Genomic DNA, 24,983 nt, shown 5'->3' with positions numbered 1-24,983 from the left:
GGTGCCCGTCGCGCTCCTCGTCATCGTCAGCCCCCGCCTGCCCGGACTGCTCGCTGCCGCCGGCTGGCGGGCGGTCACCACCGCCCCGGCCGTGCTCGCGCTGCCCGGCGCCGCCGCCACCGCCGCGGCGCTGCGGGCGGAGGGGATCGCGGTGACCGACGTCCCCGACCCGGCCTCGGCCGCCGCGGCGGGCCCCGGCGCCGTCCTGCTGGCCATCCCCGAGGAGGTCGCCGGCTGGGAGGGCGTCCCGCGGGTCGAGGGTGCGCCGGAGCCGCCCGGCGCGCGGCTGCTGGACGTCGTCGGCGTGATGGACCGGCTGCGCTCGCCCGGCGGCTGCCCCTGGGACGCCGAGCAGACCCACGCCACGCTCCGCGGCTACCTGCTGGAGGAGGCGCACGAGGCCTACGACGCGATCGTCGACGACGACCCCGTGGCGATGCGGGAGGAGCTGGGTGACGTGCTGCTCCAGGTCGCCTTCCACGCCCGGGTCGCCGCCGAGGCCGAGCCCGGCCGGCGGTTCGACGTCGACGACGTGGCCGGTGACCTGGTCGACAAGCTGGTCCGCCGGCACCCGCACGTGTTCGCCGACGCCGGGCCGCGGGACGTCGCCGCCGTGGAGCGTGGCTGGGACGAGATCAAGGCGACCGAGAAGCAGCGCCGCTCGCCGACCGAGGGGGTGTCCCGCTCGCAGCCGGCCAGCTCGTGGGGGGCCGCCCTGGCCGGGCGGGCCGCGCGGGCCGGGCTGCCCACCCCGCCGGCCGCCGAGCTGACCGCCGCCGACCCGGCCGAGCTGGGGGAGCAGCTGCTCGGGCTGGTCGTCGCCGCCCGGCAGCGCGGGTGGGACGCCGAGGACGCGCTGCGCACCGCCGTCCGCCGCTACGCCGAGGAGCTCGACGCCGCCGCGCACGCCCGCGCCGACGGCTGACCTGCCCCGTCCGGGTCATCGCCGGACACCGGTGCCCGTCCCGGCCCCTAGCGTGGACGGCGACCGGCCGAGGAGGTGCCCGGTCGACCGCCCCGCCCACGAAGGAGTTCCCGCCGCGTGCCGCTGACACCCCCGCCCCCGTTCGCCGCCGCCGACGTCGTCTCCGCGGCGCTGCCCCGGAGCACCTGGCTGCTGCTGCTGGTGGTCGCCGGCGCCGCGCTGGTGGCCTGGCTGGTCGCCGTCGCCATCGGCGCGCTGGTGCGCCGCTTCGCCGGGCCCTCGCCGGTCGCGGCCGACCTGTCCCGGCGGGGGCGCCGGCCGCTGCGGGTGCTCCTCGTGCTGCTCGCGGTCACGCTGGTGCTGGACGCCGCGCCGGGGGTGGGCGACTGGCGCGACGTCGTCGTCCGGGTCCTCGGGCTGGTCCTGATCGGGGTGGTGGCCTGGCTCATCGCGGTCGCCGTGTTCGTCGTCGAGGACCTGGCGCTGGCCCGCTACGACGTCGACGTCGACGACAACCGGCACGCCCGGCGGGTGCGCACCCAGGTCACGCTGATCCGCCGGCTGACCGTGGCGGTGATCGCGGTGCTGGCGATCGCCGGCATGCTGCTGACCTTCCCCGCGGCCCGGGCGGCCGGCACCAGCATCCTGGCCAGCGCCGGGGTGCTGTCGGTGGTGGCCGGGCTCGCCGCGCAGACCTCGCTGGCCAACGTGTTCGCCGGGATGCAGCTGGCGTTCACCGACGCCATCCGGGTCGACGACGTCGTCGTGGTCGAGGGCGAGTGGGGCCGGATCGAGGAGATCACGCTGACCTACGTCGTGGTGCACGTCTGGGACGACCGGCGGCTGGTGCTGCCCTCCACCCACTTCACCACGACGCCCTTCCAGAACTGGACCCGCAAGGAGTCCGCCGTCCTCGGGTCGGTCGAGCTGGACGTCGACTGGACGGCGCCCCTGGACGAGATGCGCGCCGAGCTCGACCGGCTCGTGGTGGGCAACGAGCTGTGGGACGAGCGGGTCGTGGTGCTGCAGGTGACCGACGCCGTCGGCGCCGTGGTGCGGGTCCGGGTGCTGGTCAGCGCCAAGGACGGCCCCACCCTGTTCGACCTGCGCTGCCACGTGCGGGAGGGCCTGGTCGGGTGGCTGCAGCGCGAGCACCCGACCGCGCTGCCCAAGGTGCGCAACGAGGGCGTCGCCGGTCCGGACGTCGCGCCGCCGCGCCGACCGGTCGCGGGCGACGGCGGCGTGCGGGCGCCCGGCGCGCAGACCGGGCTGTTCACCGGGAGCGAGGAGGCGCGGGAGCGCTCCCGCGCCTTCACCGGGCCCAGCGAGGCGGAGCTGGCCGAGCGGTCCCGGCTCGACGAGGAGTCCCGGGAGCAGCCGCTCGCCTGAGGGTCAGCCCTGGCGGGTGGCCTGCGGGTCCGAGCCCAGCAGCTGGGGCACCCAGAACAGCACCGCGGCCGACAGCGCGGTCGCCACGGCGAAGCCCGCAGCGCCGCTGCTGTCGACGTAGGCCCACAGCAGGCCCAGTACCGGGGCGAGGAAGGGCAGGACGCCGTCCGCCCGGGCCTGCCGGGCCATCCCCAGCTCGACGGCGTCGGGGACGACGGGCGCCTGCCGCATCTCCCCGAGCGGTTCCTGGCTGCGCAGCCGACCCGAGGGCCACACCTCCGTGCCGTCGAGCACCGGCAGCACCAGCCGGCCGCGGGCCGGGTTCCCGCGCACCTCGATCCGGGTGGCCGGGGACAGCCGGTCCAGCTCCGGTGCCCAGTGGACGGGCAGCCAGCGCCGCCCGGCCGGCGTCTCCAGCTCCAGCCAGCTGCGCACCAGCAGACCGAGGTTCACCACGACGTGGGTGGCGGTCACCGCGGCGGCGGGCCGCGACCGCAGCCGCGGCCGGGTGAGCAGGCGGGCGAGGGTCAGCGCGGCGACGGCGAGCAGCACCAGCACGACGACGACCAGGCCGAAGACGACGTCCCCGACCGCGGCGTGCGCGGCGTCCCCGTCGGTGTGGACCCGGACCGGGTCGCTCGCGGGGGCAGCCGAGGGGTACTGCACCGTCAGCTCGGCGCCGACCGGCACGTCGAGCGGCTCGTCCAGCTCCAGGGTGCCGCTCCGCTCCCGGCCGGAGTCGTCGCGGAAGGCGACGTCCAGCCCACGGCCCTCGGGCGCGGTGCCGGCCGCGGTGACCGTCCCGGTCGCGGTGCGGTCGGCGGCGGCCAGCGGCGCCTGCACGTCGGACAGCCGCAGTGCCAGCGCGACCAGCACGACGACCCCGACCAGCAGCACCGGGGACAGCCCGAGGAGGAGTTGCCGGACGGCGCGCCGGTGCTGGCGGGGCGGGGTCGGGGGAGTCATCGCCGGCCATCGTCCCAGGCGTCCGCCGGCGGTCTGCCCGGCTGCTCCCGGCGCGGGTGTGCCGCACAGCCCCGGGAGCTGGCTAGGCTGCAGCCCGTGGCCAGCATCGATGCAGTAGGCGCGCGGGAGATCCTCGACTCGCGCGGAAACCCCACCGTCGAGGTCGAGGTGGCACTCGACGACGGGACGATCACCCGGGCAGCCGTGCCCAGCGGCGCCTCGACCGGCGCCTTCGAGGCGGTGGAGCTCCGGGACGGCGGGACCCGCTACGGCGGCAAGGGCGTGACCCAGGCCGTCGACGGCGTCCTGGACGTGATCGGCCCGGAGCTCGTCGGGTACGACGCCGCCGAGCAGCGGATGGTCGACCAGCGGCTGATCGACCTCGACGGCACACCGGACAAGTCCCGGCTCGGCGCCAACGCGATCCTCGGCGTCTCCCTCGCCGTCGCCAAGGCCGCTGCGGAGTCCGCCGGCCTGCCGCTGTTCCGCTACGTCGGCGGCCCCTCGGCGCACCTGCTCCCGGTGCCGATGATGAACATCCTCAACGGTGGCGCCCACGCCGACAGCAACGTCGACGTGCAGGAGTTCATGATCGCCCCGATCGGCGCGGCGACCTTCGCCGAGGCGCTGCAGGTCGGCACCGAGACCTACCACGCCCTCAAGTCCGTGCTGAAGAAGCGCGGCCTCGCCACCGGCCTGGGTGACGAGGGCGGTTTCGCTCCGTCGCTGCCCAGCAACCGGGACGCCCTGGACCTGATCGTCGAGGCCGTGCAGGCCGCCGGCTACACCGTCGGCACCGACATCGCCTTCGCCCTCGACGTCGCCGCGACCGAGTTCCACAGCGACGCCGGCTACGCCTTCGAGGGGAAGACCCTCAGCTCCGACGACCTGATCGAGTACTACCGCGGGCTGGTCGACGCCTACCCGATCGTCTCCATCGAGGACCCGCTGTCCGAGGAGGACTGGGACGGCTGGGTGTCGATGACCCAGGCGCTCGGCGACCGCGTGCAGATCGTCGGCGACGACCTGTTCGTCACCAACCCGACCCGGCTCGCCGACGGCATTGCCCGGGGTGCGGCGAACGCGCTGCTGGTGAAGGTGAACCAGATCGGCACGCTCACCGAGACCCTGGACGCGGTCAACATGGCCCACCGGGGCGGCTACCGGTCGATGATGAGCCACCGCTCGGGCGAGACCGAGGACACCACGATCGCCGACCTCGCCGTCGCCACCGACTGCGGGCAGATCAAGACCGGTGCCCCGGCCCGCAGCGAGCGCGTGGCCAAGTACAACCAGCTGCTCCGGATCGAGGAGGAGCTGGACGACGCCGCGCGCTACGCCGGCGCCGCCGCGTTCCCGCGCCTGGCCGCCCGCAGCTGAGCCCGGGCACTCCGTGAGCACCGCCCGCACCCGCCGCGCCCGGCCCGGTGGCACCCGCCGCCGGAGCTCCTCGCGGCCGGTGCGGGCCGGTGCCCGCGGCGCGGCCGACAACCGGCCGGGCCGCCGCACCACCCGGCGACCGGCCCGCAGCACCACCCCCCGGCGCGGTCCGCGGTTCACCGGCCGGGCCGTGCTGCTGGGCGCGCTGGTGCTGCTGCTGGCGCTGACCCTGGCCGGGCCGCTGCGCCAGTACGTGGCCGGACGGGCGGAGCTCGCCGAGCTGGCCGCCGAGCAGCAGGCGCTCGACCAGCGCGCCGCCGACCTGCAGGCCCAGCTGGACCGCCAGGCCGACCCGGCCTACATCGCCCAGCAGGCCCGGGAGCGGCTCACCATGGTGCTGCCCGGCGACCGGCTGGTCGTCGTCGGGGACGCCGGCGACCCCGGGGACACCGCCCAGGACCCGGCCGGCAGCACCGCCCGGAACGCGCCCGTGCCCTGGTACGAGGGGCTGCTCGGCTCGATCGCCGCAGCCGACGGCAGCCCCTCGGAGACCGATCCGGGCCCTCCCGCAGACTAGGGACGTGCACAGCCCCGACCCCGTGCCGGTCTCGCCGCCGGTCACCGACGCCGAGCGCGCCGTCATCGCCCGTCAGCTGGGCCGCCCGCCGCGCGCGCTGGTCGGCGTCGCGCACCGCTGCCCCTGCGGCCAGCCCGACGTGGTGGAGACCGCGCCCCGGCTGGAGGACGGCACCCCGTTCCCGACGCTCTACTACCTGACCTGCCCGCGGGCGACCGCGGCCGCCAGCCGGCTGGAGTCGGCCGGCCGGATGCGGGACTGGCAGGCGGAGCTGGCCACCGACCCGGAGCTCGCGGCGGGCTACCGGGCGGCGCACGAGTCCTTCCTGGCCACCCGGGACTCCCGGGACGTGCTGCCCACCCGGGCCAGCGCCGGGGGCATGCCCGATCGGGTCAAGTGCCTGCACGCCCTGGCCGGCCATGCCCTGGCCGCCGGCCCCGGGGTGAACCCGGTCGGCGACCGTGCGGTCGCGGAGATGGGGGAGTGGTGGGCGGCGGGGCCGTGCGCCCAGCCGTCCCCGCAGGACCCCGAGGACGTCCGATGACCCGGGTCGCCGCCATCGACTGCGGCACCAACTCGATCCGGCTGCTGGTCGCCGACGTGCCCGTCGAGGGCGCGCACACCGACCTGCTCCGCCGGATGGAGGTCGTGCGGCTCGGCCAGGGGGTGGACGCGACCGGCCGGTTGGCGCCCGAGGCGATCGAGCGCACCCGCCGGGTGCTCGCCGAGTACGCCGCCCAGGCGCGTGAGCTGGGTGCCGAGCGGGTGCGGATGGTGGCCACCAGCGCCAGCCGGGACGCCGCCAACCGCGACGAGTTCGAGGCGATGGTGACCGCGACCCTGGGTCAGCTGCCCGACGTGGTGACCGGGCTGGAGGAGGCCGAGCTCTCCTTCCTCGGCGCCACCGCCTCGCTGGCCGCCGCCGCACGGGTGCACGGTGCCACCGCGCCGCGGCCGCCGTACCTGGTCGTCGACATCGGGGGCGGTTCGACGGAGTTCGTGCTCGGGGATGCCGGCGGGGTGCGGGCGGCGCGGTCGGTGGACGTGGGGTGCGTCCGGCTCACCGAGCGGCACCTGCGCAGCGACCCGCCGCCCGCGGACGAGGTGCAGGGCGCGGAGGCCGACGTGCGGGCGGCCCTGGAGCTGGTCGCCGCCGAGGTGCCGGTGGGGGAGACCGCCACCCTCGTCGGGCTGGCCGGTTCGGTGACCACGGTGGCCGCCCTGGCGCTCGGCCTGCCCGCCTACGACCCGGTCGCCATCCACGGGTCACGGATCCCGGTGGGCGCCGTCCGCTCGGTGTCGGCCGGTCTGCTGACCGCGACCCGGGGGCGGCGGGCGGCCTACCCCGTGATGCACCCGGGCCGGGTCGACGTGATCGGCGCCGGCGCCCTGGTGCTGCGGGTGGTCATGGACGCGTTCGACCTCGACGAGGTGGTCGTCAGCGAGCACGACATCCTCGACGGCATCGCCCTCCGCCTCGGACGCCCCTGACGCCGTCCGCGGCGTCAGGGGCGTTTCGGCCCCCTGCAGGGCCCCGCCGCGAGCTTGCGAGCGGTGGGGGGCAGGGGGTCCTTTCTCAGGCCGCGCTGTCGGAGTTGATGCCCGGCGGCAGGCTGCCGGTGATCTTCTCGTAGACGGTGGCGGCGCCGGCGGCAGCGACCAGCCGGCCGGCGGCGTACAGGGCGCCGGAGATGGCGGCCCAGGCCAGCGCGTCGGGCCAGCTCACCCCGGCGGCCACCGGGTTCTTCGGCGGCGGGTAGCCGCGCACCTTCTCCCAGGTCGTGTCCGCGAGCTTCTTGACCACGATGCCAGCGGGGATGGCCATCGCCGGGCCGAGCAGCTTGTACAGCAACGGGGTCTTCACCTTCTGCTTCTTCGCCACCCCCCGATCATGCCGTGGGGGCGGCTCCGGCGCCCTTCGCGGCCTCGTGCTGTGCTGTCGGGGTGGCACGTGACGCCGACGGCTTCCCCGTCACCCGCAGTCCGGCCGGCGTCGTCCGCGCCGCCGCCGGCAGCCACGAGCTGACGGTCCTGGACGAACGGGTCTCCGGCTGCCGGGCCTGTCCGCGGCTGGTGACCTGGCGCGAGGAGGTGGCCCGGGTGAAGCGGGCGTCCTTCCGCTCGGAGGAGTACTGGGGACGTCCGGTGCCGGGGATGGGGCCCGCCGATGCGCGGATCGGCGTCGTCGGCCTGGCCCCCGCCGCGCACGGCGGGAACCGCACCGGCCGGGTGTTCACCGGCGACCGCAGCGGCGACTGGATCTTCGCCGCGCTGTGGCGGGCCGGGCTGGCCAACCAGCCGACCTCGGTGGCCAAGGACGACGGGCTGGAGCTGACCGACGTCCGGGTGTGCGCCGCGGTGCGGTGCGCGCCACCGGCCAACGCGCCCACGCCGGAGGAGCGGGACACCTGCTCGCCGTGGCTGGCTCGGGAGCTGGCGCTGTTGCCCCGGCTGCGGGTGATCGTGGTGCTCGGCGGGTTCGGCTGGACGGCGCTGTGGCCGGTGCTGGCCGGCGCCGGCGTGCCGCTGCCCCGGCCGCGGCCGGCCTTCGGGCACGGCGTGGAGGTGTCGCTCGCCGGCCCGAACGGCCCGCTGACCCTGCTCGGCAGCTACCACGTCAGCCAGCAGAACACCTTCACCGGCCGGCTCACCGAGCCGATGCTGGACGCGGTGCTGGACCGGGCGAAGGCGCTCGCCGCCGCGGGGTGAGCCGGCGGCAGGTGTCCGTCGGGGCGCGTGCGGGCCTACGGTGAGTCCATGGCCCAGCGACCGGTGATCCTGATCGTGGGCGGCGGCTACGTCGGCCTCTACACCGCCCTGCGCTTGCAGAAGAAGCTGCGTCGCGGGCGGGCGGAGATCATCGTGGTCGACCCGCAACCGCACATGACGTACCAGCCGTTCCTGCCCGAGGCGGCGGCCGGCTCGGTGGAGCCCCGGCACGTCGTCGTCCCGCTGCGGCGCACGCTGGACCAGTGCCGCGTCATCACCGGTGCGGTGGCCGGGCTCAGCCACGCCGACCGGACCGCGACGGTGACGCCGGCCGAGGGCGACTCCTTCGAGCTGCGCTACGACGTGCTGGTGATGGCCGCCGGCTCGGTGGCCCGCACCCTCCCCATCCCGGGGCTCGCCGAGCACGGCATCGGTTTCAAGAACGTCGGCGAGGCCATCTACCTGCGCAACCACGTGCTGGCCCGGCTGGACGCCGCGAGCTCCACCGACGACCCGCAGGTGCGCCGGCGGGCGCTGACCTTCACCTTCGTCGGTGGGGGCTACGCCGGGATCGAGGCGTTCGCCGAGCTGGAGGACATGGCCCGCTACGCCCTGGAGCGCTACTACCCCCGGCTGTCCCCGGCGGACATGCGCTGGGTCCTGGTGGAGGCGACCGGCCGGATCCTGCCCGAGGTCGACGCGGACATGGGTGCCTGGACGGTGCAGCAGCTGCAGGCCCGCGGCATGGAGGTCAAGCTCAACACCACGCTGGACTCCGTCTCCGACGACGGCGTCGTGCGCACCGGCGACGGCGACGAGTTCGCCAGCGACACCCTGGTCTGGACGGCGGGCACCAAGCCGCACCCGATGCTCGCCCAGACCGACCTGCCGCTGGACGAGCGCGGCCGGGTCCGCTGCCGGGCCACGCTGCAGGTCGAGGGCCCCGAGGGTGCGGCTCTGGACGGTGCGTGGGCCGCCGGTGACCTGGCCGCCGTCCCGGACCTGACCAAGGACGACCCCGGCGCCACGACCGCCCCGAACGCCCAGCACGCGGTGCGGCAGGCCAAGCGGCTGGCCGACAACATCGTGGCCGTGCTGGACGGCGAGCAGCCCACGGAGTACCGGCACGCCTACGCGGGGTCGGTGGCCAGCCTCGGGCTGCACAAGGGCGTCGCCCAGGTCTACGGGGTCAAGCTCAAGGGCCGGCCGGCCTGGTGGATGCACCGCGCCTACCACGTCAGCCGGGTGCCCACCCTGAACCGCAAGGTGCGGGTGGTCGCCGACTGGGCGCTCGCCTCGGTGTTCCGGCGCGAGGTCATCGCGCTGGGCCAGCTGCAGAACCCGCGGCGGGAGTTCGTCGCCGCGGCCACCGGCGGCCAGGCCCCGTCGATCCCGCCGCCCAGCGCGGCCGATCGGGACCAGTCGGGCCCGCGCGCCAGCTAGGGTCCGGGGCGGGCCACGAGCCCGCGCGCCCCCGTAGCCCAATCGGCAGAGGCAGGCCCCTTAAAAGGGTCCCGGTGTCGGTTCGAACCCGACCGGGGGCACCCGTCCGGGTGGTCCCGGGCACACGGGAACTACCGGCACTGACCTGGCGTTACACCAGACAGCGTGGGGCGGACAAGTTGAGCCCCACGGCCCGACCAGTCACCTCGAGGAGATGACGATGCCCAGCAGCAACCCGGCCTTCCGGGGCCTCCCGGCAGCCGGCAACGGCCAGTCCGCCGGCTGGGGCCCCGCCCCGCAGCAGACGTACGGCGGGGCACCCACCCAGCACGACCCGTACGCCGCTCCGTCGCCGTACGCCGCGACCGACCGCGCCTACATGACGATGGACGACGTCGTCACCAAGACCGGCATGAGCTTCCTGGTGACGGTGCTCTCCGCTGCCGTGACCTGGGCCGTGCTGCCGGACAGCCTCGCCCTGGGGCTGGCGCTGCCGGCCATCCTGGTCGCTCTCGTGCTGGGCCTGGTGATCGCGTTCAAGCAGGTCGCCAACCCGGTCGCGACGCTGACGTACGGCGCTCTCTACGGCGTCGCGCTCGGCGCGATCAGCGAGATGTTCAACGACCAGTACAGCGGCATCGTGGCGCAGGCGCTGATCGGCACCTTCGGTGTCTTCGCCGGGATGCTGGTGGTCTACAAGACCGGTGCCATCCGGGTCACCCCGAAGCTCACCCGCTGGATCGTGGGCGCGCTCTTCGGCGTCCTGGCGCTCGTGATCGTCAACCTGGTCGCCAGCTTCTTCATCCCGGGCGGCCTGGGCCTGCGCGACGGTGGCCCGCTGGCCATCATCTTCAGCATCGTCGTCATCGGCGTCGCGGCGTTCACGCTGCTGCTGGACTTCGACATGGCCGACGAGGCGATCCGTCGCGGCGTCGAGCCGAAGTTCGCCTGGTACATCGCCTTCGGCCTGCTCGTCACGGTCATCTGGCTGTACATCGAGATCCTGCGGCTGCTCAGCTACTTCCGCGAGTGATCGCAGGGCCCCGTCCCGGGGCCCGACACACGACGACCGTGGCCCGGTCCCCGCGAGGGGGCCGGGCCACGGTCGTCTGTGCGCGCGGCCCCGGGCGGCCGGTCGGCCGCCCGGGGCGCGACGTCAGGAGAGGCGCTCGAGCACCATCGCCATGCCCTGCCCGCCGCCGACGCACATCGTCTCCAGGCCGAACTGGCCGTCGCGGGCGCGCAGCCCGTTGAGCAGCGTGCCGGTGATCCGGGCGCCGGTCATGCCGAACGGGTGCCCGACGGCGATCGCGCCACCGTGCACGTTCAGCTTGTCGATGTCGATGCCCAGGTCGCGGTAGCTGGGGATGACCTGCGCCGCGAACGCCTCGTTGATCTCCACGAGGTCCATGTCCGAGATGGACATGCCCGCCCGGGCCAGCGCCTGCTCCGAGGCCGCGACCGGGCCGTAGCCCATGATCTCCGGCGACAGCCCGGTGACGCCGGTGGAGACGATCCGGGCCAGCGGGGTGATGCCCAGGTCCTGCGCCTTGCGGTCGCTCATGATCACCAGGGCCGCCGCACCGTCGTTGAGCGGGCAGGCGTTGCCCGCGGTCACCCGGCCGTCGGGCCGGAAGACCGGCTTGAGGCCGGCGAGCCCCTCGAGGGTGGTGCCGGCGCGCGGGCCGTCGTCCTTGCTGACCACGGTGCCGTCCGGCGTGGTGACCGGGGTGATCTCCCGCTCCCAGAAGCCGTTGGCGATCGCCTGCTCGGCCAGGTTCTGGCTGCGCACGGCGAACTCGTCCATCTCCTGGCGGGAGACGTCCTTGAGCAGCGCGAGGTTCTCCGCGGTCTGGCCCATGGCGATGTAGGCGTTGGGGAGTTCGCCGTCCTCGCGCGGGTCCTGCCAGCTCTCCGCGCCGCTCTCGGCGGTCTTGGCGACCCGGGCCTCGGCGTCGGCGAAGCGCGGGTTGTGGGTGTCCGGGATGGCGTCGGAGTTGCCCTTGGTGAAGCGGGACACCAGCTCGACGCCGGCGGAGATGAACACGTCGCCCTCGCCGGCCTTGATGGCGTGCAGCGCCATCCGGGTGGTCTGCAGCGACGAGGAGCAGTACCGGGTGATCGTCGTCCCGGGCAGGTGGTCCATCCCCATCAGGACGGCGACGACCCGGCCCATGTTGAAGCCCTGCTCACCGCCGGGCAGGCCACAGCCCAGCATCAGGTCGTCGATGTCGGTCGGGTCCAGCTGCGGCACCTGGTCCAGCGCGGCCCGGGTGATCGTCGCGGCCAGGTCGTCCGGACGGAGGTCCTTGAGCGACCCCTTGAACGCGCGGCCGATGGGGGAGCGGGCGGCGGCGACGATGACGGCTTCGGGCATGGGTCCTCCACGATGAGGCGCGCCACCTCGCGGGCGGCGACGGACGTCAGATGACCCGAACCTACCCCCGGGTAGCTCCGCCGTCCGTCGGCGGCGGGGGGCTCACCGCGGTGCGGCCTCGAGCGCGGACTCGTCGGCCTGCTCGGGCGTCGGGATCTCCGGGGGCTGCCGTCGACGGAGCCGGGCCCACGGGCCCCGGGGACCGGTCTCGTTCCCGCGGACGGCGGTCGGCTGCACCTCGGTGCCGGTGCGGCCGGCGGCCCGGGCCGCGGCCTGGGCGACCGGGCGGACGGTGTCCCGGCGCAGCCGCAGTCCCCGGTCGGCTGCCGCGGGCCACACGCCGATCGAGTCGGCGATCGAGGGCAGCACCGAGGCGGCCGCCGCGGCGTACCCGGCCGCCGACGGGTGGAACTCGTCGTGGCTGAACAGCTCCCGGTCGCTGGCGAACGAGGGGCCGAGCACCGAGCCGAGGGAGACGGTGCGCCCGCCCTCGGCGACCACGGCGATCGTCTGCGCGGCGGCCAGCTGGCGGCTCCAGCGCCGGGCCAGCACCCGCAGCGGCTGGGCGATCGGCCGGATGGTGCCCAGGTCGGGGCAGGTGCCGACGACGACCTGGCAGTCGGCGGCGATCAGCCGGCGCACGGCCTCGGCCAGCGCCCGCACCGAGTCCGCGGGCCGGGCCCGACTGGTGACGTCGTTGGCGCCGATCATGATCAGGGCGACGGCCGGGCGTTCGAGCAGGGCCTGGTCCACCTGGGCGGCGAGGTCCTTGGACACGGCGCCGGACCGGGCGAACTTGGCCAGCCGGACCGGCCGCTCGGCCAGCTCGGCCAGCGCAGCAGCGACCAGCACACCAGGGGTCTCCCGGGCGTCGTCCACCCCGAGCCCCACGGCGCTGGAGTCGCCGAGCACCGCGAACACGAGCGGCTTGCCTCGACCGCGGCCGTACACGCCGTTGCCGGTGGGAGGGTCGGCCTCGGACGGGTTCGCCTTGACCCGGCGTCGGGCGGCCCGGGCCTCCTGGCGCAACAGCGCCACCAGCGCGGCGCCGGCCAGCCCCACACCGCCACCGCCGTAGGCGGCGCCGGTCGCCAGCCGCCGCGCCCTGCTCGCTCGCGTCACCCGGCCCGTCCTCTCTCCTGGCTCCTCGGCCGCGTGCTGCGGTCGAGAGCGCTGAATCCCAGGCTAGCCACCCCCTACGGTGGCGCCGTGGACGAACGCACCCAGATCACCCCTGCTGGCGAGGACCCCGCCGACCGGCAGCAGCAGATCGTCGACGTCCTCGTCGACGCCTTCTCCGACCTCATGGCCGCCGATGCCGACGCCTTCCGCACCAAGTTCCGCAAGATGGCGGCGGACCCGTTCGCCTTCTACCGCGGGTCGGCATGTCTGTTCTACGCCGACATGGCAACGCTCACGGACCCGTGGTGTGACGAGCGGACGTCGCGGGTGTGGATCCAGGGTGACCTGCACGCGGAGAACTTCGGCACTTACATGGACGGGCAGGGGCGGATCGTCTTCGACGTCAACGACTTCGACGAGGCCTACCTCGGCCACGTCAGCTGGGACCTCCGCCGGTTCGCCGCCAGCTTCGCCCTCCTCGCCTGGCGCAAGGCGCTCGGCGACGACGTGATCGACGCCGTACTGCGCCGCTACCTGGAGTCCTACCTGGACCAGGTGCACGCCTTCGTCGCCGCCGACGACGACCGCTCCTTCGCCCTCCGCCGGGAGAACACCGAGGGTGCGGTGCACGAGCTCGTGCTGGAGACCACCGAGCACACCCGGATCGCGCTGCTGGAGCGGATGACGGTGATCGAGGCGCACCAGCGCCGCTTCGCCGACCGTCCGCGCACCCGCCGGCTGGACGACGGCGAGCGGGACCGCGTGCTGGCCGCCGTGGAGCGGTACCGGGAGACGCTGCCGCCCGGCAAGCGCCGCCGGGAGGTGACCTACGACGTGAAGGACGTCGTCGCCGCCGGTGGCTTCGGCATCGGCAGCGCCGGGTTGCCGGCCTACAACGTGCTGATCGAGGGGTACGACCAGGCGCTGGAGAACGACGTCGTCCTGTCGATGAAGCAGGGCAACGTGCCGGCGCCGAGCCGGGTGGTGACCGACCCGGAGATCCGCCGGCACTTCGAGCACGAAGGTCACCGGACGGCGATGAGCCAGCGGGCGCTGCAGTCCTACGCCTCGGCCTTCCTCGGGCACACCGAGATCGACGGTGTGGGCTTCGTGGTCGCCGAGCTCTCGCCCTACGAGCTCGACCTGGACTGGGACGACCTGACCGAGCCGGAGGAGATCCTGCCCGTGGTCGCCCAGCTGGGGCGGGCCACGGCCAAGATGCACTGCGTCGGGGACGCCGACAGCGACCACGAACTGGTCGACTTCCAGACCGAGGACGCGATCACCGAGATGATCGGCGACCGGCGCGAGGAGTTCATCGCCGACCTGATCGACTTCGCGCACTCCTACGCCGAGCGGACCCGCGCCGACCACCGGCTCTTCGTCAACGCCTTCCGGTCCGGTCAGATCCCCGGGGTCAGCTCCAGCGGGGCCCTCACGGTCACCTGATCGGCAGCTCGATCAGCATGCCCCGGTGCGCGCCCACCGGCCGCAGGTCGTACTCGTCGGTGACGATCTGGAAGCCCAGGCGCTCGTAGAAGCCGACGGCGGAGGCCCGGGCGTCGCACCAGACCAGCTGCCCGCCGCAGGCGGCGACCCGGGCCAGCCCCGCGGCCACCAGCGCCCGGCCGGCCCCGAGCCCCCGCACCCGCGGGTCGGTGGCCATGCCCCGCAGCTGCCAGGAGCCCTCGCCCTCCCGCCAGGGGCAGTCCCGCGGGTGGAAGCGGACCACGCCGACCACCTCGTCGCCGTCGATCCGGGCGGCCAGGTGCAGCGTGTACGGAGCGTCATCCTCGTCGATCCCGAGCGGTCGGCCCTGGCGCAGCTCCTGGGCACGCAGCGGGTAGGTCGTCGCCGCGTCGACCTGCTCGATGGTGATCGTCCCGGTCTCCGCCTCGATGGTCACCACAACAGTGTCCCCGATCCTGGCCCGGCGCGTCTCCGATCCCCGGTTCTTCACCGGATCCCCTGACCGGACGCGGTCCGCGCGCTCCCGCACCGGTGCAGAGGACAGCGCTGCTCACCTCATCTGGTCACTGTCCGTCACCGACCGCGTCGTCCGCGGCGTGTCCGGAGGTAGTCGGCGACGACGTACTCGCCCAGCCGCTCGCTGTCGGGCTGGAACACCCGGCCGCCGGCCCGTGCGGTGATGTCGTGCACGAACTCCACCAGCCCGGGCTCCGGGTCCAGGGCGAAGACGTTGAGCGTCGCGCCCGCGCGGGCCACCCGCTCCACCTCGGCCACCGTGCGGGCGATCGTCTCGGGCATCGGCGGCCAGCAGAAGTACGGCGTCCCGTCGTCCTCCAGGTGCGCGGTCGGCTCCCCGTCGGTCACCACGAGGACCACCGGCTCGGCGTCCCGGTGCCGGGCCAGGAAGCGGCGGGCCAGCATCAGCCCGTGCTGCAGGTTGGTGCCCTGCAGGGTGTCCACGCTCAGCTCGGCGAGGGTCTCCGGGCGGAGCACCTGGGCGGTGGAGGAGAAGCCGATGATCTCGATGGCGTCCTGCGGGAACTGGGTGGTCACCAGCGAGTGCAGGGCCATCGCGGTGGACTTGGCCGCGCCCCAGGTGCCGCGCAGCGCCATCGAGTACGAGAGGTCGACCAGCAGCGCCACCGCGGCCCCGGTGCGCCGTTCGGTCTCCACCACCTCGAAGTCCTCGACGGCGATCTGCACCCGGCGCTGGCCGTCCTCCCGGGGTGTGCCGGCGCTGCGCAGCACGGCGTTGCGCACCGTGCGGACGACGTCCAGCGGCTGCTCGTCGCCGAACCGCCACTCCCGCGAGGCGCCGGTCAGCTCCCCGGCGGCGCCGGCGTCGGCGACGTCGTGCTCGCCGCGCCCGGTGGCCGACAGCTTCGCGAACACCCGGCGCAGGGCCGTGGCGCCCAGCCGGCGCACCGCCTTGGGGGAGAGCTGCAGCGCCCCCTCCGAGCGGTCGAGCCAGCCCTGCCGCTCCAGTTCCCGCTCGAGCCGGCGCAGCGCGGCGAGGTCGTCGACGGCCGAGCGGCCCAGCGCCTGCTCCAGCAGCTCCTCGTCCACGTCGGCCAGGGAGGCGCCGGCGTACCCCTGGGACAGCTGCTGGGACAGCGCCTCCAGGTCGGCCAGCTCGGCGACGGCGGTCGTCGCGTCGCCCAGCCCCAGCGGCTGGTCCCCGTCGGGCACCGGGCCGCGCTGGCCCCACGGCAGGTCCGGCCGGGCCTGCCGCAGCGCATCGGACAGGTGCGCCATCTCGCTCTGCAGCCCGAGGTCGCCCATCGCCTGGCCCATCAGGTCCTGCAGCTCGGCCCGCTGCTCGGGCGACAGCCCGGCCATCATCCGTTCCTGGGCGGCCGCGCGGCGGGCGAGAGAGTCGATCAGCTCCTCCACCGACTGCGGGTCGTCGGGGAAGAACTGCCCGTGCTTGTCCATGAAGTCGGCGAACTGCTGGTCGGTGTCCTCGCCGCGGTTGTGCGCGTCGACCAGCGCGGAGAGGTCGGCGACCATGTCCTTGACCGCCTGCATCGCGGCGCCGTCGCCGTCCTGCATCTGCTGCAGGGCCTGCTTCATCCCCTGGAACGAGCTGTCCAGCACCTCCTGCCGGAGCAGGTCCTCGATCTCCCGGTAGGCCTGGGCCGCCTCGGGGGAGCGCCAGGCGTGGTCCTTGAGCGCGCGGACGGCCCCGGCGGTGTCCTCCGGCAGCGCGTCGAGCTCGGCCTCGGCCAGCCGGGCCGCGTCGTCGGGGTCGGGGAACAGCGCGGTCCGCTCGGCCTCGACGGCCCGGTCCAGCAGCTCCCGGACCTGCTCCAGCGTGCCGTCCAGCCGGCCGGCCTCGCGGGCCTGGCGCAGCCGGTCCCGGACGGTGCGGCGCAGCTGGTCCAGGCCCCGCCGGCCGTCGACGCCGCGGCGCAGCAGGTCGCGCATCGCCTCCCGCACGCCGCTGCCGGCCAGCACCTGGTCGCCGATCTCGTCGACCGCGGACCCCACGTCGTAGGGCGGCGCCAGGGGGTCGGGCCCGCCCCGCCACTTGCCGTACCGGTACCCGCCGTGCCGTCGCTGCGGCATCTCAGGCTCCGTAGACCGTGCGCGAGCCGTCGGTGTCCTTGGCCAGCCGGCGGGTCAGCCACAGGCCCTCGAGCGCGAACTCGACGGCGGCGGCGGCCTGCTCGGCGGACTGCTCGCCCTCGGGCACCCCGAGCCGGCCGAGCAGCTGGGCCAGGTGCGGGATGGTGCCCAGCTGTCCGAGCAGGACGGCGGCCGGCACCAGGTCACCGGACTCCACGGTGTCCCCGCCGGTGAAGTGCTCCTGCAGACCGGTGAGGTCCAGGCCGCCGCAGCGGGCCCGGAAGGTCTGGGCGGTGGCCTGGCGCAGCAGGTGCTCGAGCACCTCCAGGTCACGGTCGTCGTCGGCGTCGCTGCCGGAGTCGGCGAACTCCACCTTCCCGCGGCTGGCCGGGACGATGCTGGGCAGGTCGACCACCCGCGCCACCGGCCGGCTCTCCCCGGCGACGGCGGCCCGGCGCACCGCGGAGGCGGCCACCGTCTCCAGCCCGGCGATGGCGAACCGGGCGCTGACCCCGGAGCGCTGGTCGACGTGGCTGGACTCGCGGACCAGCCGGGTGAACCGGGCGACGATCTCCACCAGGTGCTGCGGCACCAGCGGGGTGCCGAGCTCACCGCTCCCGCCCAGCCAGGTGGTCTGCGCCTCCTGCTCCAGCAGTCGTACCTCGTCGGCGAGCTCGATCGGGTAGTGGGTGCGCACCTCGGCGCCGAACCGGTCCTTGAGCGGGGTGATGATCCGGCCGCGGTTGGTGTAGTCCTCGGGGTTGGCGCTGGCGACGAGCAGCAGGTCCAGCGGCAGCCGCACCCGGTACCCGCGGATCTGGATGTCCCGCTCCTCCAGCACGTTGAGCAGCGCGACCTGGATCCGCTCGGCCAGGTCGGGCAGCTCGTTGACGCTGAAGATGCCGCGGTTGGTGCGCGGGACGAGCCCGTAGTGGACCGTCTCCGGGTCGCCCAGGGTCCGGCCCTCGGCCACCTTGATCGGGTCGACGTCGCCGATCAGGTCGCCGACGCTGGTGTCGGGGGTGGCCAGCTTCTCGCCGAACCGCTCGCTGCGGTGCAGCCAGCCGACCGGGGTCGCGTCGCCGTGCTCGGCGACCTGGCGGTGCCCCCAGACGCTGATCGGCTGCAGCGGGTGCTCGTTGAGCTCGCTGCCGACCAGCACCGGGGTCCACTCGTCGAGCAGGCCGACCAGGGTGCGGATCAGCCGGGTCTTGCCCTGGCCGCGTTCACCGAGCAGCACCAGGTCGTGCCCGGCGATGAGCGCCCGCTCGACCTCGGGGACGACGGTGTCCTCGAACCCGACGATGCCGGGCAGCGTGGGCTCGCCGGCGGCCAGCCGGGCGAGGAGGTTCTGGCGGATCTCGGCCTTGACCGGCCGGGGGGCGGCCCCGCTGGCGCGGAGCTCGCCGAGAGTGGTGGGAGCGGGAGGGGTGGGGGACTGGGAGGTCCCCGTCAGTGCGGCGTCCGTCACCTCGACCACGGTACGACGGACCTGTGACACCCGGGTGTCCGTCGCACCGCGCATCCGCGGACTGCGAGGATCGGCGGCGTGTCCGTCCCCGGTGCAGTGCCCCTGGTCAGCGGTGCCGACGTCGAGTCGGCCGCCCGGTTGCTGGACGGCGTGGTGCGCCGGACGCCGCTGGAGCACTCCCGGGCGCTGGCGGAGCGGGTGGGCGGTCCCGCGTGGCTCAAGTGCGAGAACCTGCAGCGCACCGGCTCGTTCAAGATCCGCGGCGCCTACACCCGGATCGCCCGGCTCAGCGACGCCGAGCGCGCCCGGGGCGTGGTCGCGGCCAGCGCCGGCAACCACGCCCAGGGCGTCGCGCTGGCCGCCCGCGAGCTCGGTGCGGCCGCGACCGTGTTCATGCCGGAGAGCGCCCCGCTGCCCAAGGTCGCCGCCACGCGCGGCTACGGCGCGGACGCGCGGCTCGGCGGGGAGACCCTCACCGAGGCGATCGTCTCGGCGGTGGAGTACGCCGACCGGACCGGCTCGGTGTTCATCCACCCCTTCGACCACCCCGACGTCATCGCCGGGCAGGGCACCGTGGGCCTGGAAGTGCTCGAGCAGTGCCCGGACGTGGCGACGGTGGTCGTCTGCACCGGCGGCGGCGGGCTGGTGTCCGGGATCGCCGCCGCGGTGAAGGCCCGCCGTCCCGACGTCCGGGTGGTCGCGGTCCAGGCGGCGACGGCGGCCGCCTTCCCCGCCTCGCTGGCCGCCGGCCGGCCGGTGCGGCTGACCAGCATGGCGACGATGGCCGACGGCATCGCCGTCGCCGCCCCCGGTGACCTCACCCTGGCGCACGTCACCGGCCTGGTCGACGACGTCGTGACGGTGAGCGAGGGCGACCTCTCCCGGGCGCTGCTGTTCTGCCTCGAGCGCGCCAAGCTGGTGGTCGAGCCGGCCGGGGTCGCCGCGGTCGCCGCGCTGCTGGCCGACCCCGCCGCGTTCGCCCCGCCGGTCGTGGCGGTCGTCTCCGGCGGCAACATCGACCCGGTGCTGATGATGAAGGTCGTCCAGCACGGCATGGCCGCCGCCGGGCGCTACCTGTCGCTGCGGGTGCAGGTGCCCGACCGGCCGGGCTCGCTCGCCGGGCTGCTCCGGGAGCTGGCCGGTCTGGCCGCCAACGTGCTCTCCGTCGAGCACGAGCGGTTGACGCCGCGCCTGGTGCTGGGCGAGGTGGAGGTCGGCGTGCACCTGGAGACCCGCGGCCCCGACCACGCCGAGCACGTGCTGGCCGCACTCTCCGCGGCCGGGTACGCCCCTCGCGTCGACTGACCGGAGCGGACCGATGACTTCTCCGGGCGGGGCGGGTCTGCACCCGGTGAGCCGTCGCACCGCGACGGCCGGACGGACCACGCGTCGTCGGAGGAGTTGTTCATGGAACGGACCCGTCGGGTGCCCGGAAAAGACAGTGAGAACTGTCGGTGGGCGGGCCTAGCGTGCGCGGCATGACCGATGCCGTCGTCGTCGAGGGGCTCGTGAAGCGCTTCGGGGAGAACACCGCGCTCGGTGGGGTCGACCTCACCGTGTCCGAGGGGACCGTCCTCGGGCTGCTGGGGCCCAACGGCGCCGGCAAGACCACCGTCGTCCGGATCCTGAGCACGCTGCTGCAGCCCGACGCGGGGCGGGCGGAGGTGGCCGGGCTGGACGTGCGCACCCAGGCCGACCAGGTGCGCGCCATGATCGGATTGACCGGGCAGTACGCCGCGGTCGACGAGTACCTGACGGGTGCGGAGAACCTGGAGATGGTCGGGCGGCTCTACCGCCTGGGCAAGCGGGAGGCCAGGTCGCGCGCCGGCCAGCTGCTGGAGCGCTTCGACCTGTCCGACGCGGCCAACCGCCCGGCGAAGACGTACTCCGGCGGCATGCGCCGTCGGCTGGACATCGCCGCCTCCCTCATCGCCCGGCCCCGGGTGCTGTTCCTCGACGAGCCGACGACCGGGCTCGACCCGCGCAGCCGGCTGGGCATGTGGGAGTTCATCGCCGACCTGGTCAGCGACGGGACGACGATCCTGCTCACCACCCAGTACCTGGAGGAGGCCGACCGGCTGGCCGACCGGATGGTGGTCATCGACCGCGGCAAGGTGATCGCCCGGGGCACCGCCGACGAGCTGAAGGCCCAGGTGGGCGGCGAGCGGCTGGAGCTCACCGTGGGCACCGTCGAGCAGCTCGCGGTGGTGACCGACGCCCTGCGCCCGCTCTCCCACGGCGAGCTGCACGCCGACCGGCAGACCCGGCGGCTGTCGGTGCCGGTCACCGGCGGGACCGACACGCTGGCCGAGGCGCTGCGCCGGCTCGCCGGCACCAGCGCGCAAGTGCTCGACATCGGCCTGCGCAGACCCGACCTGGACGACGTCTTCCTGACCCTCACCGGGCGCTCCGCCGAGGACGCCGACACCACCACCGACGCCGAGGACTCGGCCACCGTCAGCGCAGGAGCGCAGTCATGACCACCCTGGCCGAGACCGTCTCCGACAGCGTCGTCATCACCAAGCGGAACCTGATCAAGGTCAAGCGGGTCCCCGACCTGATCGTCTTCGCGACCCTGTCGCCGATCATGTTCGTGGTGCTGTTCCGCTACATCTTCGGCGGTGCCATCAACCTGCCGCCGGGCATCAGCTACGCCGAGTTCCTGCTGCCGGGGATCTTCGCCCAGACGGTGGTCTTCGGCTCCACCGTCACCGGGGCGAGCATCGCGGAGGACCTGCAGAAGGGGCTGATCGACCGGTTCCGGTCGCTGCCGATGTCGCGGTCGGCGGTGCTGATCGGCCGCACCGTCGCCGACCTGGGGCTCAACGTCATCTCGATCACGGTGATGGCGCTGACCGGGCTCGCCGTGGGCTGGCGGATCAACTCCTCGATCGGGGAGGCGATCGGCGGGTTCCTGGTGCTGCTGGTCTTCGCGTTCGCCATCTCCTGGCTGATGGCGCTGGTCGGCCTGCTGGTCCGCACCCCGGAGGTGGTCAACAACGCGAGCTTCATCGTGATCTTCCCGTTGACCTTCGCCTCCAACGCCTTCGTCCCGCTGGAGAGCTTCCCGGCGCCGCTGCGGGCCTTCGCCGAGTGGAACCCGGTCTCCACCGTCGTCCAGGCGGCCCGGGAGCTGTTCGGCAACGTCCCCGCCGGGGCCCCGGTCCCCGACGTCTGGTCGCTGCAGAACCCGGCGCTGTACACGGTGCTGTGGACCGTCGCGATCCTGGTGGTCTTCGTGCCGCTGGCGGTCCGGGCCTACCTGCGCACCGCCAGCCGCTGATGAAGGACCCCGCTGCCCCCCGCCACTCGCAGGCTCGCGGCGGGACCCTGCAGCGGGGCCGATCCAGGTGACGGCCGGCCGGGCGTGGGGGTGAAGATGAGCGGGATGAGCACCACTGCACCGGCTCCCTCGCCGGACTCCGCGCCCCTGTCCGCGTCCAACCCGCTGGCCGCCCCGTCGGCGCTGCCCTACGAGCTGCCGCCGTTCGCCGACATCTCGCTGGAGCACTGCCGGGAGGCGCTGCTGGCCGGGATGGCCGAGCAGCGGGCCGAGGTCGCCGTCCTGCTGGCCGACCAGGCCGAGCCGACGTTCGACAACACCGTCGTGGCCCTCGAGCGCTCCGGCCAGCTGCTCGGCCGGGCGGAGGCGGTGTTCTGGAACCTGTCCTCGTCGATGTCCAGCGACCGGTTGCGGGAGATCGAGCGGGAGGTCGCCCCGCTGTCGGCGGCGCACTCCGACGCGCTGCGCCTGGACCCGGCGCTGTTCGCCCGGATCGACGCGGTCCACGCCGGGCGGGACGACGCCGGCCTCGACGAGGAGGCGGTCCGCCTGGTCGAGCGCTACCACCTGGACTTCGTGCTCGCCGGGGCCGGGCTGGACGACGCCGGCCGGGAACAGCTCCGCGAGCTCAACCAGCGGCTGTCCGAGCTGTCCACGACCTTCGGGCAGAACCTGGTGGTGGCCACCGAGGCGGCGGCGGTGCTGGTCACCGACGAGGCCGAGCTGGACGGGTTGAGCCCGGCCGAGGTCCAGGCCGCCGCCGGTGCGGCCGCCGAGCGCGGTCACGAGGGCGGGTACCTGCTCACCCTGGTGCTGCCCAGCGGCCAGCCGGCCATGGCCAAGCTGCGCAACCGGGAGCTGCGCCGCCGGCTGCACGAGGCGTCGCTGACCCGGGCCTCGGCCGGGGAGCACGACAACGGCCCGATCGCGGTGGAGATGGCGCACCTGCGCGCGGTCCGGGCGCAGCTGCTGGGCTTCGACACCCACGCCGACCTGATCGCCGCCGACCAGACCGCCCGTACGTCGGCCGCCGTCGACGAGCTGCTCGGTGCGCTGGTGCCGCCGGCGATGGCCAACGCGAAGGCCGAGGCCGAGGTGCTCGCCGAGGTGGCCGCCGCCGACGGGGTCGAGCTGGCCGCCTGGGACTGGTCGTTCTACTCCGAGCGGGTGCGGGCCGAGCGCTACGCCGTCGACAGCGCCGCGCTACGGCCGTGGTTCGAGCTGGACCGGGTGCTGGTCGACGGGGTGTTCCGCGCCGCCGAGCTGCTCTACGGCCTCACCTTCACCCCGCGTCCGGACCTGCAGGGCTACCACCCCGACGTCCGTGTCTGGGAGGTCTTCGCCGACGAGCAGCCGATCGGGCTCTACCTGGGTGACTTCTTCGCCCGGGAGGGCAAGCGCGGCGGGGCCTGGATGAGCTCGTTCGTCAGCCAGTCCGGCCTGCTGGACACCCGCCCGGTGGTGTTCAACTGCCTCAACGTCACCCGGGCCGCGGCCGGGCAGCCGACGCTGCTGACCCTGGACGAGGTGACGACGCTCTTCCACGAGTTCGGGCACGCGCTGCACGGGCTCTCCTCGGCGGTCACCTACCCGCGGTTCAGCGGTACCAGCGTGCCGCGCGACTTCGTGGAGTTCCCCAGCCAGGTCAACGAGATGTGGGCGCTGTGGCCGGAGGTGCTGGCGCACTACGCGAAGCACGTCGAGACCGGGGAGCCGCTGGCGCAGGAGACGGTCGACTCGCTCGAGGCCGCGGCCCTGTGGGGCGAGGGGTTCGCGACCGTCGAGTACCTGGGGGCCACGCTGCTCGACCAGGCCTGGCATCGGATCGGGCCGGACACCGAGGTCGCCGACGCGCAGGCCTTCGAGGCCCAGGCGCTGGCCGACGCCGGCGTCGCCTTCGACCTGGTGCCGCCGCGGTACCGGACGACGTACTTCCAGCACGTCTTCGCCGGCGGCTACTCGGCCGGCTACTACTCCTACATCTGGTCGGAGGTGCTGGACGCCGACACCGTGGAGTGGTTCAAGGAGAACGGTGGGCTGCGCCGGGAGAACGGCGACGTCTTCCGCGGTGAGCTGCTCTCCCGTGGTGGCTCGGTCGACCCGTTGGGCGCCTTCGCCGCCGTCCGCGGCCGGGCCGCCGACACCGGGCCGCTGCTGCGCCGCCGGGGGCTGACGCCCGTCGCCTGACCCCGACACGCAGAACGCCCCCGCGGACGACGTCCGCAGGGGCGTTCTGCGTGCTGACCGCCCCCGGCCGGGCGGGCTCGTGCCCCGTCCGTCAGGCGGCGGGCGCCGCTCTGCACGCCTTCCGTCTGCTCTGCCCGCGCTGCAGCACGTGCAGAGCAGAGGAAGAGCGTGCAGAGCGGCGGAGGGGGCGGCCGGTTCAGAGCCAGGGGAGGGCGAGCACCAGGTCGAGGTCGTCGGGGGCGGCGCCGTCCCGGACCAGGCGGTTGGGCTGGCGGTGGCCGCAGGCGGTGCAGCGGTGCACCACCTGCCAGCCCTTGCCCGACTTCTCGACCAAGCCGATGGGCTCCATCAGCTGCCGGCACTCGCTGGCCCGGTCGCCCGGCAGGTCGTCGACGTGCAACGACCACAGGCACCACGGGCAGTGGTTGCGGTAGTGCCCGTCGGTGTTCGCCGGCACCAGGGTCTGGCAGTGCCCGCAGACGAAGGTGGTGTTCTCCGCCCGTCGGGAACGAGCCCGCCCGCCGTCCACCGTGCCGGCCTCGTCCATCGCGCTCGTCACTGCCCTGACCTCACTGCCCTGGCCGTGAGGTCAGGGGATGAACGGCTCGACGGCCAGGACCTTCACGGAGATGTCCTTGCCGTTGGGTGCCTGGTAGGTGACCGTCGCGCCCGGCGCGGCGCCCACGATCGCCGCACCCAGCGCGGACTCGGGGGAGTAGACGGTCAGGTCGGTGGTGCCGGCGATCTCCCGCGAGCCCAGCAGGAACTTGTCGGTGTCGTCCTCGTCGCCGTCGAAGGCGATGGTGATGACCGTGCCGACGGCGGCGTTGGTCGCCGTCGTGGGCGGCTGGCCGACCCGGGCCTTGCGCAGCAGGTCGGTGAGCTGCCGGATCCGGCCCTCCGCCTTGCCCTGCTCCTCGCGGGCCGCGTGGTAGCCGCCGTTCTCCTTGAGGTCACCCTCCTCGCGGCGGTCGTTGATCTCCTTGGCCATCGCCGGTCGGCTCGCCACCAGCTGCTCGAGCTCGGCTCGCAGCCGGTCGTGGGCCTCCTGCGTCAGCCAGACGCCCTGGTCCTGCTCGTCAGTGGGGGTGGCCACAGTTGCTCCCGGTGCTCGTC

General features: G+C 74.5%; 23 protein-coding genes and 1 tRNA gene. 15 read left to right on the top strand and 9 right to left on the bottom strand.

Annotated features, from left to right (window positions below):
- Position 1 precedes the first annotated feature (1 nt).
- Together O2W15_RS03370 and O2W15_RS03365 are read left to right on the top strand one after the other, a co-directional pair.
- On the top strand, positions 2 to 925 hold the full coding sequence (locus tag O2W15_RS03370; RefSeq protein WP_269178355.1) for a MazG family protein: 924 nt from the start codon (positions 2 to 4) through the stop codon (positions 923 to 925).
- A 117-nt stretch (positions 926 to 1,042) separates the two neighbouring features.
- Positions 1,043 to 2,314, top strand: coding sequence for a mechanosensitive ion channel family protein (locus O2W15_RS03365; RefSeq protein WP_269178354.1), 1,272 nt, complete (start codon positions 1,043 to 1,045; stop codon positions 2,312 to 2,314).
- A gap of 3 nt (positions 2,315 to 2,317) precedes the next feature.
- On the opposite strand, the gene O2W15_RS03360 is transcribed toward O2W15_RS03365, so the two are convergent.
- Positions 2,318 to 3,280 (bottom strand): hypothetical protein, encoded by a 963-nt coding sequence (locus O2W15_RS03360; RefSeq protein WP_269178353.1) that lies wholly within the window; start codon positions 3,278 to 3,280, stop codon positions 2,318 to 2,320.
- Between the two features lie 96 nt (positions 3,281 to 3,376).
- Here O2W15_RS03360 and eno point away from each other — a divergent pair, with 96 nt between their 5' ends.
- From eno to O2W15_RS03340, 4 genes are read left to right on the top strand one after another with little or no spacing between them, the layout of a single operon-like run.
- Complete coding sequence (gene eno, locus O2W15_RS03355) at positions 3,377 to 4,660, top strand: phosphopyruvate hydratase (RefSeq protein ID WP_269161604.1); 1,284 nt, start codon at positions 3,377 to 3,379, stop codon at positions 4,658 to 4,660.
- A gap of 13 nt (positions 4,661 to 4,673) precedes the next feature.
- On the top strand, positions 4,674 to 5,237 hold the full coding sequence (locus O2W15_RS03350) for an FtsB family cell division protein (protein WP_269178352.1): 564 nt from the start codon (positions 4,674 to 4,676) through the stop codon (positions 5,235 to 5,237).
- A 4-nt stretch (positions 5,238 to 5,241) separates the two neighbouring features.
- The gene (locus O2W15_RS03345) at positions 5,242 to 5,781 is read left to right on the top strand and encodes a DUF501 domain-containing protein (RefSeq protein ID WP_269178351.1); all 540 of its coding nucleotides are present in this window, start codon (positions 5,242 to 5,244) and stop codon (positions 5,779 to 5,781) included.
- On the top strand, positions 5,778 to 6,728 hold the full coding sequence (locus tag O2W15_RS03340; protein WP_269178350.1) for a Ppx/GppA phosphatase family protein: 951 nt from the start codon (positions 5,778 to 5,780) through the stop codon (positions 6,726 to 6,728). Before O2W15_RS03345 ends, O2W15_RS03340 begins: the two co-directional genes overlap by 4 nt.
- An 85-nt stretch (positions 6,729 to 6,813) precedes the next feature.
- Here O2W15_RS03340 and O2W15_RS03335 read toward each other — a convergent pair whose 3' ends face one another.
- Positions 6,814 to 7,119: a DUF4235 domain-containing protein gene (locus tag O2W15_RS03335; protein WP_269161607.1), complete on the bottom strand. Its 306-nt coding sequence runs from the start codon at positions 7,117 to 7,119 to the stop codon at positions 6,814 to 6,816.
- A gap of 62 nt (positions 7,120 to 7,181) precedes the next feature.
- Here O2W15_RS03335 and O2W15_RS03330 point away from each other — a divergent pair, with 62 nt between their 5' ends.
- From O2W15_RS03330 to O2W15_RS03315, 4 genes are all read left to right on the top strand, one after another.
- Positions 7,182 to 7,946 (top strand): uracil-DNA glycosylase, encoded by a 765-nt coding sequence (locus tag O2W15_RS03330; protein WP_269178349.1) that lies wholly within the window; start codon positions 7,182 to 7,184, stop codon positions 7,944 to 7,946.
- A gap of 48 nt (positions 7,947 to 7,994) precedes the next feature.
- Positions 7,995 to 9,389 (top strand): NAD(P)/FAD-dependent oxidoreductase, encoded by a 1,395-nt coding sequence (locus O2W15_RS03325; RefSeq protein WP_269178348.1) that lies wholly within the window; start codon positions 7,995 to 7,997, stop codon positions 9,387 to 9,389.
- A gap of 27 nt (positions 9,390 to 9,416) precedes the next feature.
- A tRNA-Leu gene (locus O2W15_RS03320) sits at positions 9,417 to 9,490 on the top strand.
- A 119-nt stretch (positions 9,491 to 9,609) separates the two neighbouring features.
- Positions 9,610 to 10,422 carry a Bax inhibitor-1/YccA family protein gene (locus O2W15_RS03315; RefSeq protein WP_269178347.1) on the top strand — a complete coding sequence of 271 codons (813 nt, stop codon included), beginning with the start codon at positions 9,610 to 9,612 and terminating at the stop codon, positions 10,420 to 10,422.
- Positions 10,423 to 10,545: 123 nt separating this feature from the next.
- On the opposite strand, the gene O2W15_RS03310 is transcribed toward O2W15_RS03315, so the two are convergent.
- Together O2W15_RS03310 and O2W15_RS03305 are read right to left on the bottom strand one after the other, a co-directional pair.
- Positions 10,546 to 11,766 (bottom strand): acetyl-CoA C-acetyltransferase, encoded by a 1,221-nt coding sequence (locus O2W15_RS03310; RefSeq protein WP_269161611.1) that lies wholly within the window; start codon positions 11,764 to 11,766, stop codon positions 10,546 to 10,548.
- 102 nt (positions 11,767 to 11,868) lie between these two features.
- Entirely contained in the window at positions 11,869 to 12,888 is a 1,020-nt protein-coding gene (locus O2W15_RS03305) for an SGNH/GDSL hydrolase family protein (protein ID WP_269161612.1), read from the bottom strand.
- 87 nt (positions 12,889 to 12,975) lie between these two features.
- Between O2W15_RS03305 and O2W15_RS03300 the strand changes: the two genes are divergently transcribed.
- The gene (locus O2W15_RS03300) at positions 12,976 to 14,337 is read left to right on the top strand and encodes a DUF2252 domain-containing protein (RefSeq protein WP_269178346.1); all 1,362 of its coding nucleotides are present in this window, start codon (positions 12,976 to 12,978) and stop codon (positions 14,335 to 14,337) included.
- Here O2W15_RS03300 and O2W15_RS03295 read toward each other — a convergent pair.
- The 3 genes from O2W15_RS03295 to O2W15_RS03285 all read right to left on the bottom strand — a co-directional run bounded on the left by O2W15_RS03295 (position 14,330) and on the right by O2W15_RS03285 (position 18,397).
- Positions 14,330 to 14,794: a GNAT family N-acetyltransferase gene (locus tag O2W15_RS03295; protein ID WP_269161614.1), complete on the bottom strand. Its 465-nt coding sequence runs from the start codon at positions 14,792 to 14,794 to the stop codon at positions 14,330 to 14,332. The two genes, O2W15_RS03300 and O2W15_RS03295, sit on opposite strands and share 8 nt — an antisense overlap.
- Positions 14,795 to 14,931: 137 nt before the next feature.
- Positions 14,932 to 16,926, bottom strand: coding sequence for a VWA domain-containing protein (locus O2W15_RS03290; RefSeq protein WP_269178345.1), 1,995 nt, complete (start codon positions 16,924 to 16,926; stop codon positions 14,932 to 14,934).
- Between the two features lies 1 nt (position 16,927).
- Positions 16,928 to 18,397, bottom strand: coding sequence for a sigma 54-interacting transcriptional regulator (locus O2W15_RS03285; RefSeq protein ID WP_269161616.1), 1,470 nt, complete (start codon positions 18,395 to 18,397; stop codon positions 16,928 to 16,930).
- A gap of 78 nt (positions 18,398 to 18,475) precedes the next feature.
- Here O2W15_RS03285 and ilvA point away from each other — a divergent pair, with 78 nt between their 5' ends.
- The 4 genes from ilvA (at position 18,476) to O2W15_RS03265 (ending at position 23,867) form a co-directional block, all read left to right on the top strand.
- The gene (gene ilvA, locus O2W15_RS03280) at positions 18,476 to 19,702 is read left to right on the top strand and encodes a threonine ammonia-lyase (protein WP_269161617.1); all 1,227 of its coding nucleotides are present in this window, start codon (positions 18,476 to 18,478) and stop codon (positions 19,700 to 19,702) included.
- Positions 19,703 to 19,875: 173 nt separating this feature from the next.
- Positions 19,876 to 20,877, top strand: coding sequence for an ATP-binding cassette domain-containing protein (locus tag O2W15_RS03275; protein ID WP_269178344.1), 1,002 nt, complete (start codon positions 19,876 to 19,878; stop codon positions 20,875 to 20,877).
- The gene (locus O2W15_RS03270; RefSeq protein ID WP_269161619.1) at positions 20,874 to 21,680 is read left to right on the top strand and encodes an ABC transporter permease; all 807 of its coding nucleotides are present in this window, start codon (positions 20,874 to 20,876) and stop codon (positions 21,678 to 21,680) included. The genes O2W15_RS03275 and O2W15_RS03270 overlap by 4 nt, the downstream gene beginning before the upstream one ends.
- 105 nt (positions 21,681 to 21,785) lie before the next feature.
- Positions 21,786 to 23,867, top strand: a complete 2,082-nt coding sequence (locus O2W15_RS03265) for a M3 family metallopeptidase (protein ID WP_269178343.1) — start codon at positions 21,786 to 21,788, stop codon at positions 23,865 to 23,867.
- A 196-nt stretch (positions 23,868 to 24,063) separates the two neighbouring features.
- Here the strand turns inward: O2W15_RS03265 and O2W15_RS03260 are convergent, their stop codons facing one another.
- Positions 24,064 to 24,426, bottom strand: a complete 363-nt coding sequence (locus tag O2W15_RS03260) for an RNHCP domain-containing protein (RefSeq protein WP_231558541.1) — start codon at positions 24,424 to 24,426, stop codon at positions 24,064 to 24,066.
- 30 nt (positions 24,427 to 24,456) lie between these two features.
- Positions 24,457 to 24,963, bottom strand: a complete 507-nt coding sequence (greA, locus tag O2W15_RS03255; RefSeq protein WP_269161621.1) for a transcription elongation factor GreA — start codon at positions 24,961 to 24,963, stop codon at positions 24,457 to 24,459.
- Positions 24,964 to 24,983 lie beyond the last annotated feature (20 nt).

Source organism: Modestobacter sp. VKM Ac-2979 (assembly GCF_026967995.1).
Taxonomy (GTDB): Bacteria; Actinomycetota; Actinomycetes; order Mycobacteriales; family Geodermatophilaceae; genus Modestobacter.
The sequence above is the reverse complement of the archived record's forward strand: the minus strand, read 5'-3'. Positions and strand labels throughout refer to the sequence as shown.